This is a genomic window from Amycolatopsis sp. NPDC059235 (assembly GCF_042754125.1).
GTDB classification, from domain to species: Bacteria; Actinomycetota; Actinomycetes; order Mycobacteriales; family Pseudonocardiaceae; genus Amycolatopsis; species Amycolatopsis albidoflava.
Genome location: NZ_JBHZAG010000070.1, coordinates 1 through 15,026, shown reverse-complemented (window position 1 = coordinate 15,026; position 15,026 = coordinate 1). Strand labels below are relative to the sequence as shown.

Below are 15,026 nucleotides of genomic sequence, written 5' to 3'. Positions count from 1 at the left end.
GCCGTTCAGTCTCCCTGAGCGGCGGGCTGCGCGGAAATTGATTTCAGGGCTGGACGGTCGTCGCGCATGAAAAGCAGAACCGCCGCTCCCACGAGCGGTCCGGCGGCCAGGGTGAGGAAAGCCGCGTAGAACGAGCCGGTCGCGTGGAAGACCGGGCCCACCACCGCGGGCACGATTACGCTGCCCAGCTGCCAGAAGGCGTTCACGGCACCGGCGGCGGAACCGGCTAGGCGGGGGCCGGTCAGGGCGGGGATCATGGCGGCGGTCAGGGGGCTGTACGCGTAGGCGCCGATGCCGAGAATCGGGGCCACGACAAGGAAAGCGCCGTAGCTGTTCAGAGAACCGAAGACCAACAGCGCCGCGCCGAAGAGGATGAGGACCGCGATGATGGGGATTCGCCTGCCCAGGCCGATTTTGTCGGTGAGCCAGCCGATCAGCGGTTTGATGACCACCGCCGTCCCGGAGAAGATCACCAGGACTACGCCCGCCCGCACGGGGTCGATGTGTTCGCCTCGGATCATCAGGGTGTTGGACCACGTGACAAAACCGTAGGTGCCCCACAGGCCGCCGAAACCGGCCAAACCCAGCAGCAGCAGGTCGCGGTTGCGGAAAAGCGGGCGTGGGTTCGGCAGGGTGCGGCGGTCCGTCGAGGGGGTGCCGTTGCGGATGAAGGCCAGGCACAGCAGGCCGAGCACGACGGTGACTCCGCCGAAAAGGTGGTACGACACTGGCCAGCCGCTGTTCTTCACCAGGGTGGGGACGACGGCGTTCGCTACGACGGTGCCCAGCGACGTCGCGGTCATGAAGATGCCGCTCGCCAGGCCGTGCTCGTCCGGGCGGAACCAGGTGGTGATCAGCTTGAGCCCGGCGGAGAAGTCGACCCCGGCGAAGAGGCCGAGCAGAGCTTGCAGGACCAGGCCCCAGGCAATCGAGGTGGTTGAGCCGAACCCCACCATCAGGACGCCCGCGACCAGGGAACTGATGCCGAGGATGGCGCGGCTGCCCAGCCAATCGGAGAGGAAGCCGCCCGCGGTGTTGGAGATGACGTAGCCGATGTAGTAGCAGGTGGCGAAGATCCCGAGCGCGGCCAGCGGGACGCCGAGCGAATCGCTGACCGCCGACGACGCCGGGCCCCACGTCGACCGGTCTACCGAGGTCATCGTGAACACTGCCCAGCAGAGCAGCAGGACGACCCAGCGATAGCGGCTCGGCATGGGGGCTCCTTCGGCCTGGGGACGATCAGGGAAGGTTCTCGTTACCGGGTCGACGGGTCAAGCCACCGCGTCTTGGCGGTGCAGTTCGGCGCGGATCGCGCGGACGTCGTGGGCTCGGCCGTCGATGTACTGTGCGGCGGCGATTCCCGCCGCGTGGCCGGTCGCGAAGGCGGTGCCCATGACTCGGACGGAGGCGTACGCGTCGTCGTCGGAGCTGGTCAGGCGGCCGACGGCCCAGAGGTTCGCGGTGTCGGCGGAGCAGATCGCGCCGTAGGGGAGGTCGTACCAGCCTCGGTCGGCGATCGGTTCGTAGCGGGTGACGCCCGGGCCCGCGTGGTCTTCGATCGGCCAGCCGCAGCGGCCGATGGACGCGTCCGGACGCTTGCGAGCGGTCAGGACGTCGCGGCCGGTGAGTTGTTCGCGGCCGACCAGGTGACGGCCTTCGCGGATGCCCAGCTGTGGCCCGGTTTCCTCGAGGCGGGCCGACGACCAGCCGGCCAGGTGTTTGCGCAGGGCGTCCAGGTATTGCCATGCCTGCCGTCGCGCGTTGGCTTCGTCGCGGCTTAGCGCGGCGGCGTCCAGGACGTCGGTGTGTTCGTCCACGAGCAGCGCGATTACGTTGCGGGTCAAGGGAAGATGCACGGCGATGCCGTAGTCGCGAGGCAGCCGGATGCCGGTTTCTCGTTGGTACGCGGCGACTGCGGCGCGCAGGCCCTCGCGCGAAAGGTCGGCGTCTTCGGGAACGCCGGAGAATCGGCAGACGAGCGTGCTGGTCTGCCGGTCGCTCAGCGGCGCGACGCGGACGGCGGCTCCAGCGGCGGCCAGGAGTGCGCCGTCGCCGCTGGCGTCGATGAACGCGCCGGCGGTGACGCGTTCCAGGCCGCCGCGGTGGTGCAGTTCGACCTCGGTGACGACGCCGTGCGTCCGCTTCGCGCCGATGAGCTTGGTGTGCAGGAGGACGTCCACGCCGGCGTCGGCGGCCAGCTCGTCGTAGACCAGTTTGGTGGTCTCCAGGTCGAGCAGGACGATCTTGTTGCCGGTCCAGCCCATCGTCTTTTCTTCGTAGGCGCCGCGCCGGCGCAGCCGCCGCAGCACCTCCTCGCCGACGCCCGCGACGACCTGCTCGCCGGTCTGGTCGAAGAAACCGCACAGGGTCAGCACGGAACTGATCGTCGCCGCGCCGCCAAGGTACGGGTACTGCTCGACCAGCAGCACCCGCGCCCCGGTCCGCGCCGCCCCGGCCGCGGAGGCGATACCCCCAGCACCGCCTCCGACTACGACGACGTCGTAGTGCACTTCGGTCCTCCTCGGTGTTTGTCAACCAGTCAACTTGGTCCGGCCGGAGCGTCGCCACTGCCTTTACGGCACCCCGGGCATAACCGGAAGGTATAGCTACGAATTAGAGAAAGTATGAAACTCATACAAGTTGGCGTACGCTCGAAGCCATGGACACCAAGGCAGCCGGATACCGGCGCAAGGTCAACACGATCAACCGGGTCATCACTGCCCTGCAGCGCGCGGGGCTCGCGTTCGGGCCGATGGAGCTGCTCACCGTCCCCGGGCGGCGCAGCGGCGAGCCGCGGACGTTTCCGTTGGCGGTATTGAAAGTTCAGGGCGAGCAGTACCTGATCCAGGCGTTCCCGAAGGCGGCGTGGGTGGCGAATGTGCGGGCGGCCGGGGCCGGGACGTTGTCTCGCGGGCGTCGGTCGCGGCGGGTGCGGTTCGTGGAGCTGCCGGTCGGGGAGCGGGGGCCGGTGCTGCGCGAGGTCGTGGCGGGCGGACCGGCGAGTGTGGGGAAGCGTTACGTGACGACTGGGTTGGCGGAGTCGCCGACGCCGGACGGGGTCGCGGCGGCCGCGGCTGCGGGGAGGATCGCGGTGTTCCGGGTGGAACCCGCCTGACAACGGCGAAGGCCGCCGCGGGAACGGATCCCGCGGCGGCCTTCGGAGCAAGCGAAAATCAGTCGAACGCCTTGGCGATCAACGCCTTCTGCTCGACCTCGTGCACCTTCGACGAACCGGCCGACGGGGCGGCCATCGGACGCCGTGCGACCACGTCGAGCCCACCGAAGAACTCCGGGAACTTCCGGGGCAGGTTGAGGCCGAAGAACGGCCACGCGCCCTGGTTTTCCGGCTCCTCCTGGACCCACGCGATCTGCTGGGCGTTCGTGTAGCGCTCCACCGCGGCCAGCAGCTTCTTCTTCGGCAGCGGGTAGTACTGCTCGATCCGCACGATCGCGACGTCGTCCGCGCCGCGCTTCTCGCGTTCGGCCACCAGCTCCCAGTAGAGCTTGCCCGAGGTGAGCAGCACCTTGCGGACCTTCGCCGGGTCCTGCGTCGCGTCGTCGATGACCGACATGAACCGGCTCTGGCCGGTGACGTCCTCGACCGTCGACGTGGCCGCCTTGTTCCGCAGCATCGACTTCGGGGTGAAGACGATCAGCGGACGCTGGATGCCGTCGAGGGCGTGGCGGCGCAGCAGGTGGAAGTAGTTCGCCGGGGTGGAGGGCACCGCGACGGTCATCGACGCTTCCGCGCACAGCGCCATGAACCGCTCGATCCGGCCGGACGTGTGGTCCGGGCCCTGGCCCTCGTGGCCGTGCGGCAGCAGCAGCACGACGTCCGAGCGCTGGCCCCACTTGGCCTCGCCGGAGGAGATGTACTCGTCGATCACGGTCTGCGCGCCGTTGACGAAGTCGCCGAACTGCGCTTCCCACATCACCAGCGCCTCGGAGTTCGCCACCGAGTAGCCGTACTCGAAGCCGACCGCCGCGTACTCCGACAGCGCCGAGTCGTAGATCATCACGCGGCCCTGGCCGTCGGCCAGGTGCTGCAGCGGCGAGTACTCCTGGCCGTTCTTGCGGTCGATGAACACCGAGTGCCGCTGGGTGAAGGTGCCGCGGCGGGAGTCCTGGCCGGACAGCCGCACGAGACGGCCTTCCAGCGCCAGCGACCCGAACGCGAGCAGTTCGCCGAACGCCCAGTCGATGCCGCCTTCGCGGGACATCTTGTGGCGGCGCTCCATGACCGGCTTGACCCGCGGGTGCGGGGTGAAGCCCTCGGGCAGGTTGACGAACGCGTCGCCGATCTGCTCGACGACCTCGCGCGACACGGCGGTGGTGACCTTCGCCGGGATCTGCTGCTCGCCCTCGACCGACGGGCTCGCCTTCGCCGGGTGCCGCTCGAGTTCGCGGACCTCGTTGAAGACATGCTCGAGCTGGCTCGAGAAGTCGCGCAGCGCGGCCTCGGCCTCTTCGACGGAGATGTCGCCCCGGCCGATCAGCGATTCGGTGTAGGTCTTCCGGACCGAACGCTTGGAATCGATGATGTCGTACATCGCCGGCTGCGTCATCGAGGGGTCGTCGCCCTCGTTGTGGCCGCGGCGGCGGTAGCAGACCAGGTCGATCACGACGTCCTTGTGGAACGCCTGGCGGTAGTCGACCGCCAGCTTCGCGACCCAGTGCGCGGCTTCGGGGTCGTCGCCGTTCACGTGGAAGACCGGCGCGCCGATCATCTTCGCGACGTCGGTGGCGTACTGGCTGGACCGCGAGTGCTCCGGCGCGGTGGTGAAGCCGACCTGGTTGTTGACGACGACGTGCACGGTGCCGCCGGTGCGGTAGCCGCGCAGCAGCGCCAGGTTCAGGGTCTCGGCCACGACGCCCTGGCCCGCGAAGGCCGCGTCGCCGTGCATCAGCACCGGCAGCACGGTGTAGCCCTCGCCGCCCTTGTCGAGGACGTCCTGCTTGGCGCGGACGATGCCCTCGAGCACCGGGTCGACGGTCTCCAGGTGCGACGGGTTGGACGCCAGCGACACCCGGGTCTCGCCGTCGCCGAACATCCGGAAGTACTTGCCCTCGGCCCCGAGGTGGTACTTCACGTCGCCGGAGCCGTGCGCCTGTCCCGGGTCGAGGTTGCCCTCGAACTCCTGGAAGATCTGGCTGATCGGCTTGCCGACGATGTTCGCCAGCACGTTCAGCCGGCCGCGGTGCGGCATGCCGATGACGACCTCGTCGAGTTCGTGCTCGGCGGCCTTGTCCAGGATGGTGTCCAGCAGCGGGATCGCGGTCTCGCCGCCTTCCAGCGAGAACCGCTTCTGGCCGACGTACTTGGTCTGCAGGAAGGTCTCGAACGCCTCGGCGGCGTTGAGCTTCGACAGGATGTACTTCTGCGCGGACGGCTCCGGCTTGCTGTGCCGGACCTCGACGCGCTCCTGGATCCAGCCGCGCTCCTCGGGGTCGAGGATGTGCGTGTACTCCACGCCGACCGTGCGGCAGTAGGAGTCGCGCAGCACGCCGAGGATGTCGCGCAGCTTCATCCGCTCGCGGCTGGAGAAGTCGCCGACCGCGAACTCGCGGTCCAGGTCCCACAGGGTCAGGCCGTGGCTGAGCACGTCCAGGTCGTGGTGGCTGCGCTGGCGGTAGTTCAGCGGGTCGGTGTCGGCCATCAGGTGGCCGCGCATCCGGAACGCCTCGATCAGCTCCATGACGCGCGCGGTCTTGTCGACCGGGCCGTCCGGGATGTCGGCGACCCAGCGGATCGGCTCGTACGGCAGCCGCAGGCTGGTGAAGACGTCGTCGTAGAAGCCGTCCTCGCCGAGCAGCAGTTCGTGAATGCGCTTCAGGAACTCGCCGGACTCCGCGCCCTGGATGATGCGGTGGTCATAAGTCGAGGTCAGCGTCATGATCTTGCTGACCGCGAGGTCGACCAGGGTCTTCTCACTGGTGCCCTCGAACGACGCCGGGTACTGCATCGCGCCGACGCCGATGATCGCGCCCTGGCCCGCCTGCAGCCGCGGCACCGAGTGGTTCGTGCCGATGCCGCCCGGGTTGGTGAGCGAGATGGTGGTGCCCGCGAAGTCGTCCGCGGTGAGCTTGTTCGTGCGGGCCTTCTTGACGATCTCCTCGTAGGCCTGCCAGAACTGCATGAACGTCATGTTCTCGGTGGCCTTGATGGAGGCCACGACGAGCGTGCGGGAGTCGTCCTTGCCCTTCATGTCGATGGCAAGGCCGAAGTTCACGTGCTCCGGCGTGATCGCGAACGGCTTCCCGTCGATCAGCTGGTAGTGCCGGTTCATGTTCGGGAAGTCCTTCAGCGCCCGCACCATGGCGTAGCCGATGAGGTGCGTGAAGGAGATCTTGCCGCCGCGGGTGCGCTTGAGGTGGTTGTTGATGACGATGCGGTTGTCCGCCATCAGCTTCGCCGGGACCGCGCGCACGCTGGTCGCGGTCGGCACGGCGAGCGAGGCGTCCATGTTCTTGGCGATCGCCGCGGCGGCGCCGCGCAGCTGCTTGGATTCCGGCGCGGACTTGGCTGCCGGAGCGGCCGCCGCGGGCTTCGCCGCCGGGGCGGGCTTGGCGGCCGGGGCCTTCGCCGCCGGAGCCTTGGCCGCGGGGGCGCTGGCCGGCGGGGCGGCCGGGGTCTTGGCGGACGGGGCGGGCTTGGCGGCGGGGGCCGGCGCGGAGGCCTTGACCTCTCCGTTCCCTCCCGCTTGCGTGCCGTTGCCGCCTGGAGTGGGCTTGTAGTCGGCGAAGAAATCGTGCCAGGCGGCGTCTACCGACTGGGGGTCCGCGAGAAACCGCTCGTACATTTCTTCGACGAGCCACTCATTGGCACCGAACTGCGATGCGGGACTGCTGCTGGCCACGGCTGGCTCTCGCCTCTATCCATTCTCGATCCGATATCACAAGCATCTGCTGACCGCCAGGCTAGTCCCCTGCCGGTGGCCCGAAACACGCCACCTGGACGCTCGTGAGACAGGTCATTGTCTGGATCGGTTGAGAGGCCCAGCCTGACAGACAGCAGGGACCACCGTACGCGTCGCAAGGGCCGAATGCCGTCACCTCGGCCGGTTTGGGGTGATCCCGGACACAGCGCGTGCCCGGTGTCACAGCCCGCCCGGCTGGATGCGGCGGGGCGGGCGGTTGTGGTCCGGGTTGGTCCGGACCACGTGCGCCTGGTTTCGCGCAGGTCGGCTGGCTTGGGACCTGGTGCGCGGCCCGTTGCGCGACGGGTGGGCGCCTTGCTGGTGAGCTCGTGGCCGGGCCTGAGCCGGGTTGGCGGCTGGTGCGGACGGGCGGCTGGCGCGGGCTGGCGGAGGGTTCGGGGTCGCGGCGGGTGCGGGTTTGCGGCTGGTGCGAACTGGCGGCTGCTGCGGACTGGCGGCTGGTGAGGGCTGGCGGCTGGTGCGGGCGGCGGCTGGTGCGGGCTGGCGGCTGGCGCGGGTTGGCGGCTGGTGCAGGTCGGCGGTGCTGCGAACTGGCGGCTGCTGCAGGCTCGCGACTGGTGAGGACTGGCGGCGGGTGCGGACTGGCGGCGGGTGCGGACTGGCGACTGGTGCGGGGTTGCGGCGAAGCCGGGCGGCACGTCGTGGCGGAGGCTTCGGCGTGGTCCGCGCCGTGCTGTGCGTCGGCCGTCGCGGTGCTCGCGGGGCCCCGAAGCGGGCGTCCGATGCGGGTCCTGGCGCGGCGGTGCGCGGTCGTCCGCGCCTGTTCCGGCCGAGTTGGGGTTTGCGTAGCGGGTCGTTCACTGTGCGGTGTTGTGCTGTCGAAAGGCTGCGGCCTCCCCCGGGCGCAGCGGTTTTCGAGGCGCGAGGCGGTGATGACGCGATGTGGCTGGTCGAATGTCCGTCGTTCTGGGACCAGGGCTTGATTCGCCCGCTCGTCACCGAGCACGGCAAGGTCGTGCTGATGTGCGATTCCTGCACCGCGGTGTGGCGCACCCCGTCCGGCATCGACGAGTTCGAGCACGTCGAGCCGGAGGCGCCCGAGTGGTCGATCGGCTCGGACACGCACGTTCGTCCCGGGACGACTCGCTGGGCCGAGCTGGCCGATGTCGCCTCCGCCGGCTGGGGCGACCTCCGGTGGCGCGAACTGCCCTGACCCCGCGGTCTCCGAGCTGCCCTGGCCTCGCGGTCTCTCTGAAGCTGTCCTGCCTGTCTCGTCCTTGGGCCTAGCCCCGTCGCCTGGGCCCGTTTGGCGCGCCTTCTCGCGGCGGTCCCGGAATGCCCTCCCTGTCGCCGGTAGTCAGTGTTACTATCTACTGGTACTCAGCGTCACTGACTAGCTGAAGGGCGTTCGATGGGCAAGCAGGCGACGGAGATGCTCAAGGGGACCTTGGAGGGCATCGTCCTCGCGATTCTTGCCGGGCAGCCCGCTTACGGGTACGAGATCACCTCCTGGTTGCGCGAACGGGGGTTCACCGATCTCGCCGAGGGCACCGTTTACGCGCTGCTCGTGCGGATCGAGCAACGCGGGCTCGTCGACGTCGAAAAAGTGCCGTCCGAGAAAGGGCCGCCGAGGAAGGTTTATTCGCTGAACGCCCCGGGGAGGGCGAGTCTTGACGAATTCTGGCGGAACTGGCGGTTTCTCTCGGACCGGCTCGAACAGCTGCGCAAGGAGGGAATCGATCATGGGGAATGAAGGAAAAAGCAGGTATCTGCATTATCTGGAAGTGGTCACCGGTCCGCTGGAGGACAAGAAGCGGTACCGGCGCTACAAGGCGCGCGTCGAGGAGCTGCCGCCGGACTATCGGACGGCGATCAAGGCGTTGCACCGGTACGTGCAGTACTTCGGGCCGGGGACGGCGGAGGGTCACCTGCGGATGCTGGATGATCTCATCGACCTGTTCGAGCAGAGTGTGGCGAACGGGACGACCGTCCGGGGGATCGTCGGCGACGAGCCGGTCGAGTTCGCAGAGGAGTTTCTCCGGAGTTATCCCGACGGGAGCTGGATTTCCCGGGAGCGGAAAAAGCTGAGCGAATCGATTGACCGTGCGGCCGGGGGTGCGCGATGACGGCGCCGGCGATTCGGGTACGGGGGCTGCGCAAGTCGTACGGGAAATTGGAGGTGCTGCGCGGGGTCGATTTCGAGGTGGCGCGAGGCAGTATTTTCGCGTTGCTCGGGTCGAACGGGGCGGGCAAGACCACGGTCGTGCGGATTTTGTCCACGCTGCTCAAGGCCGACGCGGGGGAGGCGGAGGTGAACGGGTTCGCGGTCGCCGGCCAGGGCGCGGACGTGCGCGAGTCGATCAGTCTCACCGGGCAGTTCGCGGCGGTCGACGAAATCCTTACCGGGCGCGAGAATCTGGTGCTGGTCGCCAGGCTGCGGCATCTCAAGAACCCGGGCGGGATCGCGGACGGGCTGCTGGAGCGGTTCGCGCTGACTGGTGCCGGGGCGCGGAAGGTGTCGACGTATTCGGGGGGTATGCGTCGCCGTCTCGACATCGCGATGAGCCTGATCGGGGACCCGCAGGTCATTTTCCTCGACGAGCCGACGACCGGGCTCGATCCGCAGGCGCGCAACGACGTCTGGAAAGCGGTGGAGGAGCTCGCCGAGCAGGGGGCGACGGTGCTGCTCACCACGCAGTATCTGGACGAGGCCGAACACCTCGCCGACCGGATCGCGATCCTGCACGAGGGGCGGGTGCTCGTGAACGGCACGCTCGCCGAGCTCAAGCAGCTGCTTCCGCCGGCCAAGGTCGAGTACGTCGAGAAGCAGCCGACGCTGGAGGACGTCTTCTTTTCCCTCGTCGGCGCCGGAAGCAGGGGGGAAGGGCAATGAGCAACCACTTCGTCAGCGACAGTTCGGTCCTGTTAGGACGGTCGCTGCGGCACATCACCCGCAGCCTCGACACGATCATCACCACGACGATCACACCGATCGTCATGCTGCTGCTCTTCACCTACGTCCTCGGCGGCGCGATCAATTCCGGCTCCGAGTCGTATGTGACCTACCTGCTGCCCGGAATCCTCCTGATCACCATCGCGTCCGGGATCGCCTACACCGCGTTCCGGCTCTTCCTGGACCTGAAGGGCGGCATCTTCGAACGCTTCCAGTCCATGCCGATCGCGCGCTCGGCGGTGCTGTGGGCGCACGTGCTGACGTCGGTGATCGCGAACCTGATCTCGGTCGCGGTCGTGGTGCTCGTCGCGTTCGCGATGGGCTTCCGCACCAGCGCGGGCCCGCTGGCTTGGCTCGCGGTGCTCGGGATCGTCGTGCTGTTCACCCTGGCGCTGACCTGGATCGCGGTGATCCCCGGGCTGACCGCCAAATCCGCGGACGGCGCGAGTGCTTTTTCGTACCCGCTCATCTTCCTGCCGTTCGTGAGTTCGGCCTTCGTGCCCACCGGCACGATGCCGGGACCGGTGCGCGCGTTCGCCGAACACCAGCCGGTGACGTCGATCGTGAACACCATCCGGGACCTGTTCGCGGAGCGTCCGGTGGGGAGCGGGATCTGGACCGCGCTTGCTTGGTGCGTGGGGATTTTGGTGGTGGCGTATGTGTTCGCGAATGTGATTTATCGCCGGAAGATTTCTTGATGCAGTCCGGTGCTCGCGGTCGCGGGTAGTGCCTGCCGGGCGCGGCTGGTCCGGTGGGCGTGTTCGCTGGCGATGCGGTGGTGTGTCGGGAGCGTGGCGACAGGGTTGCGCGCCAACGGGATCTGTCGCCGCAAGATCGCCTGACTCACCCCAGTGCCCACAACCGTGCGTAGTGGCCGTCCGCTGCGACCAACTCCGTGTGCGTGCCCTGCTCGACGATGCGGCCGTGGTCTAGCACCACGATTCGGTCGGCCTTCGCGGCGGTTGCCAGGCGGTGGGCGACTACGAAGGTGGTGCGGCGGCGGGCGAGGTGTTCGGTGGCTCGCAGCACGGTGGCTTCGGTCGCTGGGTCAAGGGCAGCGGTGGCTTCGTCCAGCAGGAGAACGTCCGGGTCGACCAGTTCGGCTCGGGCCAGTGCGACGAGCTGCCGCTGCCCGGCGGACAGCGAGCGGCCGCGTTCGCCTACTGGTTGCCGGAAGCCGGCGGGTAGCGCGGCTACGCCGTCCAAGGCGCCGACTGAGCGGACGGCGGCTTCGACTTCCGCGTCGGTGGCTTCGGGGCGGCCGTAGCGCACGTTGTCCGCGACGGTGCCGGAGAACAGGTGGGCTTCCTGCGGCACCACGCCCATCCGGGCGCGCAGTGCGGGCAGGTCGTATTCGCGTACGTCGACGCCGTCGATCAACACCGCGCCGCCGGTGGCGTCGTAGTAGCGCGCGACCAGCTTCACCGCGGTGGACTTGCCCGCGCCGGTCGCGCCGACCAGTGCGACGGTTTCGCCTGCTGCGACATCGAGCGTCAGGTTCTCCAACGCAGGCTTTTCCGTACCGGTGTAAGCGAAATCGACGTCCTTGAACCGTACTTCGCCGGACAGGTGCTTCGGCAGTTCGACCGGCCGCTCGGCGGCGGGCACCGACGTCGGCGTGCGCAGCAGGTCGCCGATGCGGCTCAGGCCGACGCGGGCCTGTTGGTAGCCGTCGAAGACCGACGAGAGTTGCTGGATCGGCGAGAAGAATTGCTGCAGGTACAGCAAGAATCCGAGCAGCACACCGGCTTCGAGAGTGCCGCCGGCGACGCGGTGTGCGCCGACGACCAGCACCGTGGTGGTCGCCAGATCCGACAGCAGCGAGACAAGCGGGAAGTACGTCGCGATGTACCGCTGCGCGCGCAGCCGCGATCGCCGGTAGTCGTCACTGCGCGACGCGAACACTGCCGCCGAACGTTCTTCGCGCGTGTACGCCTGAGCGACGCGCAGACCGCTGACGTTCTCCTGCATGTCCGCGTTGACGACGCTCACCTTCTCGCGCGCCTCGCTGTACGCGCGCGAAGCGACCCGACGGAACACGAACGTCGCGACGAGCAGGATCGGCAGCATGGCCAGCGCGTACACGGCCAGGGCGGCATCGGTGACCAGGAGGGCGACCGTGATGCCTACCAAGGTGAGTGCGCTGACGACCGCGGTGGCTAGGCCGGTCTGCAGGAACGTAGACAGCGCGTCGACGTCCGTCGTCATCCGGGTCATGATCTTCCCGGACAGTTCGCGCTCGTAATAGTCCAGCCCAAGCCGTTGCAGGTGTGCGTAACTGCGCACGCGCAGCGAGTACAGCACCGTCTCGCCGACGCGCGCGGTGAGCCGCGTCTGCCACCGCACCACGAACCAGTCGGCGGCCACCACGAGTGCGCCGATTCCGGCCAGCAGCCACACGACGCTCGCTACCCCGGGCAGTACGCCGTGGTCGACTCCGCGTTGATACAGCGCGGGCAGCGCGAGCGAGGCCAGCGCGTCGGCCGCGACCAGGCCGACGACTCCGGCGAGCGGCCACCGCACCGGACGCAGGATCCGGGACAGCCGGAAGCCGGGATCGGGGGCTGTGACGTCCACATCGGACAGTCGCGGGCGGTCAGTAGCCGGGGGAAGACGGCGGACGCCTTCCAGCAGCTCTGGGGTAGGTGGCACGTCGGCACCGCCGCTGCCCGCGAACCCGCTTCCGCCGCCTGGGGCACCGCCGCGGGACTGGGCGGCTTCGGCGAGAGCGTCGACCTCGTCGCGTTCGTCGTGTGGCCACAGGACCGCGGTGGTGCCGTCCGCGCCGGGCTCAAGGTTGTCGCAGCGGTGCGGTTTTTCGACGTCGTCGCCCGGACCGGCGACCAGTTCGCGGAACAGCGCGCACCGCGCCAGCAGCTCTTCCTCGGTGCCGACGTCGACCACTCGGCCCTGGTCCATCACCGCGATCCGGTCCGCCAGTTGCAGCGTGGAGCGCCGGTGCGCGATGAGCAGCGTGGTGCGCTCGGCGGTGACTGCGCGCAGCGTGTCGTGGATCGCGGCTTCGGTGACGGTGTCGATCGCCGACGTCGCGTCGTCCAGGATCAGTACGCGCGGGTCGGTGAGCAGTGCCCGGGCGAGCCCGAGCCGTTGCCGCTGCCCGCCGGACAGCGTGAGCCCGCGTTCGCCGACCTCGGTGGCGTACCCGTCGGGCAGCGCGCGGATGAACTCGTCTGCTTCCGCCGCGCGGGCGGCCGCGAAGACCTCCTCGTCGCTCGCGTCCGGGCGGCCGTAAGCGATGTTGTCGCGCACCGACGTGGAGAACAGGAACGCTTCCTCGAAGACCACGCCGATCGCCTGCCGCAGGTCTTTCAGCGGCACGTCGCGCACGTCCAGCCCACCGACCCGCACCGAACCCGAATGCACGTCGTAAAACCGGGGCAGCAGCATGGAAATCGTGGACTTGCCCGACCCCGCCGTGCCCACCAGCGCGAGCGTTTCGCCGGGGCGCGCTTCGAGGGTGAGCCCGTCGAGGACTGGGTCGCTGCGGGTGTAGCCGAACTTCACGTCGTCCAGTTCCACGCCCAGCGTGCCGGGCGGCAACGGCCGCGCGTCGGGGCTGTCGGCGACCTCCGGCTGCGCGTCGATCAGCTCGTACACCCGCTCCGCGCCAGCGCGCGTGAGCTGCGCCTGCACCACCAAGCCGGACAGGAACCGCGCCGGGCCGATCAACGCCGCGAGATACGTGGCGAACGCGAGGAACGTGCCCAGGCTGATCTGCCCGTTCAACGCCAGCATGCCGCCGATCGCCAGCACCGCGACCTGACCCGCGGCAGGCAGTGCCGACGTGGTCGCTGTCGGCAACGCGGACAGCTTCGCCGCGCGCAGCCGTTCCGCGAAAAGCTTTCGTGCCGTGCGCTCCAAGCGGGCGACCTCGCGCGCCTCCTGCCCGAAACCCTTCACCACGCGCACGCCGGTGACGGTTTCCTCGACGTGCTGCGCGACATCCGCCGCGCGCTGCTGCGCCGACCAGGTCGCCGGGAACAACCGCCGCCTGCTCAGCGCCACGACAATCCCGACCGCGGGCGCGACCACCAGCGCGATGAGCGTGAGCAGCGGCGACATCCACAGCATCGCGCCCAGCGCCAGCACCGCGAAAATCACCGAGCCCGCCGACAACGGCACCTGCATCAGCAACCCGGTGACCAGCTGCAAATCCGAAATCGCGCGCGACACCACCTGCCCGGTGCGCAACGCGTCCTGCTTCCCGCCGTCCAGCCGCGACACCGCGCCGAACACCCGGTTCCGCAGATCGTGCTGCACGTCCAGCGCCAGCCGCCCGCCGACATACCGGCGCAGGAACGCCGAGCCGAACGCGACGATCTGCAACGCCACCAGCCCCACCGCGAGCCCGCCCAGCTGCGACGTGTGCCCGGCCACCGCGTCGTCCACCGCTGACCGCACCAGCAACGGACTCGCCGCCTGCACGCCGACGCTCAAGATCGCCGCCGTCATCGCGAGCACGACAACGCCGCGATGCTCCCAGCAGGCAGCGGACAACCGGCGCACCCAGCCGACCGGTCGGGGCGCCGTCTCAGCAATCGGACGGTCTTGACGCGCAGGCGTCGCAGTGGTGGTCACATCAGAAGGTTAGGGAGCGGCACCGACAATTTATTCCCCGGCGAACCGCCGGCCCGGACCAAACGGGCACAACCGGCGCGCTCCCGAGCCCTCCCAAGACAGAGGTGACGAAGGGCACGCCAGCGTGTTCCCGAGGACCCTGGAAGCCGCATGGAGCAGGGAAAGCCTGGTCCGGCGGCCGAAGGCGGAAGGTTGAACGTTCACCTGGTCACCGGGAAGAACCCCGGCGAAATCCACCCCCGGGCGCGCGCTCCCGCCCAATGTTCTTTAAGCTAGTACTCGGCGACCCGCTCCCAGTGACCCCCAGGCTGGTTGAGCGGGTCGCCCCTTCTTACCTTCCTCTGCTCGCGCCTGGCGGCGCTTCGCCGAGGAAGGGGCGTCGTAGTACCCGGGGGGCCGAGCCCCCCCGGACCCCCACGGTGCCTCAGGCGGCGGTTGGGTGGTGGGTCTTGTTGGTACAAAAAGACTTGTGGTGCAAGAGAAGCGGCGAGGTCCCTGAGGGCCCCCCCCCCTTTGGGGTTTTGTTTGTTTAGCCACGGGGGGTTAAACAGGGGGGTGGGGGGGCAGTGTAATATAAAAAAAAAAAACAGCCCACC

At 68.8% G+C, this 15,026-nt stretch carries 10 protein-coding genes; 6 read left to right on the top strand and 4 right to left on the bottom strand.

Features of this window, described 5'->3' with window-relative positions:
- Positions 1-5 precede the first annotated feature (5 nt).
- Positions 6-1,214, bottom strand: coding sequence for an MFS transporter (locus ACFXI3_RS34310; RefSeq protein WP_378405264.1), 1,209 nt, complete (start codon positions 1,212-1,214; stop codon positions 6-8).
- A 57-nt stretch (positions 1,215-1,271) separates the two neighbouring features.
- Positions 1,272-2,510 carry an FAD-dependent oxidoreductase gene (locus ACFXI3_RS34305; RefSeq protein WP_378405262.1) on the bottom strand — a complete coding sequence of 413 codons (1,239 nt, stop codon included), beginning with the start codon at positions 2,508-2,510 and terminating at the stop codon, positions 1,272-1,274.
- 149 nt (positions 2,511-2,659) lie between these two features.
- On the opposite strand from ACFXI3_RS34305, the gene ACFXI3_RS34300 reads away from it, so the two are divergent.
- Entirely contained in the window at positions 2,660-3,115 is a 456-nt protein-coding gene (locus ACFXI3_RS34300) for a nitroreductase family deazaflavin-dependent oxidoreductase (protein ID WP_344270895.1), read from the top strand.
- A gap of 58 nt (positions 3,116-3,173) precedes the next feature.
- Here the strand turns inward: ACFXI3_RS34300 and ACFXI3_RS34295 are convergent, their stop codons facing one another.
- Positions 3,174-6,857: a multifunctional oxoglutarate decarboxylase/oxoglutarate dehydrogenase thiamine pyrophosphate-binding subunit/dihydrolipoyllysine-residue succinyltransferase subunit gene (locus ACFXI3_RS34295; RefSeq protein ID WP_344270898.1), complete on the bottom strand. Its 3,684-nt coding sequence runs from the start codon at positions 6,855-6,857 to the stop codon at positions 3,174-3,176.
- A 961-nt stretch (positions 6,858-7,818) separates the two neighbouring features.
- Here ACFXI3_RS34295 and ACFXI3_RS34290 point away from each other — a divergent pair.
- The 5 genes from ACFXI3_RS34290 to ACFXI3_RS34270 all read left to right on the top strand — a co-directional run bounded on the left by ACFXI3_RS34290 (position 7,819) and on the right by ACFXI3_RS34270 (position 10,529).
- Positions 7,819-8,091 carry a hypothetical protein gene (locus ACFXI3_RS34290; RefSeq protein ID WP_067576130.1) on the top strand — a complete coding sequence of 91 codons (273 nt, stop codon included), beginning with the start codon at positions 7,819-7,821 and terminating at the stop codon, positions 8,089-8,091.
- A 198-nt stretch (positions 8,092-8,289) separates the two neighbouring features.
- Positions 8,290-8,631, top strand: coding sequence for a PadR family transcriptional regulator (locus tag ACFXI3_RS34285; RefSeq protein ID WP_344270904.1), 342 nt, complete (start codon positions 8,290-8,292; stop codon positions 8,629-8,631).
- Positions 8,621-9,004 (top strand): DUF1048 domain-containing protein, encoded by a 384-nt coding sequence (locus tag ACFXI3_RS34280; RefSeq protein ID WP_378405259.1) that lies wholly within the window; start codon positions 8,621-8,623, stop codon positions 9,002-9,004. The genes ACFXI3_RS34285 and ACFXI3_RS34280 overlap by 11 nt, the downstream gene beginning before the upstream one ends.
- Complete coding sequence (locus ACFXI3_RS34275) at positions 9,001-9,771, top strand: ABC transporter ATP-binding protein (RefSeq protein ID WP_378405257.1); 771 nt, start codon at positions 9,001-9,003, stop codon at positions 9,769-9,771. The genes ACFXI3_RS34280 and ACFXI3_RS34275 overlap by 4 nt, the downstream gene beginning before the upstream one ends.
- Positions 9,768-10,529, top strand: a complete 762-nt coding sequence (locus ACFXI3_RS34270; RefSeq protein ID WP_378405255.1) for an ABC transporter permease — start codon at positions 9,768-9,770, stop codon at positions 10,527-10,529. Before ACFXI3_RS34275 ends, ACFXI3_RS34270 begins: the two co-directional genes overlap by 4 nt.
- 145 nt (positions 10,530-10,674) lie before the next feature.
- On the opposite strand, the gene ACFXI3_RS34265 is transcribed toward ACFXI3_RS34270, so the two are convergent.
- On the bottom strand, positions 10,675-14,391 hold the full coding sequence (locus tag ACFXI3_RS34265) for an ABC transporter ATP-binding protein (protein ID WP_378405309.1): 3,717 nt from the start codon (positions 14,389-14,391) through the stop codon (positions 10,675-10,677).
- Positions 14,392-15,026: the final 635 nt, after the last annotated feature.

Excerpts from the sequence above, each read along its gene's own strand:
- ACFXI3_RS34310 (WP_378405264.1), bottom strand. The coding sequence starts at position 1,214 with ATGCCGAGCCGCTATCGCTGGGTCGTCCTGCTGCTCTGCTGGGCAGTG.
- ACFXI3_RS34300 (WP_344270895.1), top strand. The coding sequence starts at position 2,660 with ATGGACACCAAGGCAGCCGGATACCGGCGCAAGGTCAACACGATCAAC.
- ACFXI3_RS34290 (WP_067576130.1), top strand. The coding sequence starts at position 7,819 with ATGTGGCTGGTCGAATGTCCGTCGTTCTGGGACCAGGGCTTGATTCGC.
- ACFXI3_RS34285 (WP_344270904.1), top strand. The coding sequence starts at position 8,290 with ATGGGCAAGCAGGCGACGGAGATGCTCAAGGGGACCTTGGAGGGCATC.
- ACFXI3_RS34280 (WP_378405259.1), top strand. The coding sequence starts at position 8,621 with ATGGGGAATGAAGGAAAAAGCAGGTATCTGCATTATCTGGAAGTGGTC.
- ACFXI3_RS34275 (WP_378405257.1), top strand. The coding sequence starts at position 9,001 with ATGACGGCGCCGGCGATTCGGGTACGGGGGCTGCGCAAGTCGTACGGG.
- ACFXI3_RS34270 (WP_378405255.1), top strand. The coding sequence starts at position 9,768 with ATGAGCAACCACTTCGTCAGCGACAGTTCGGTCCTGTTAGGACGGTCG.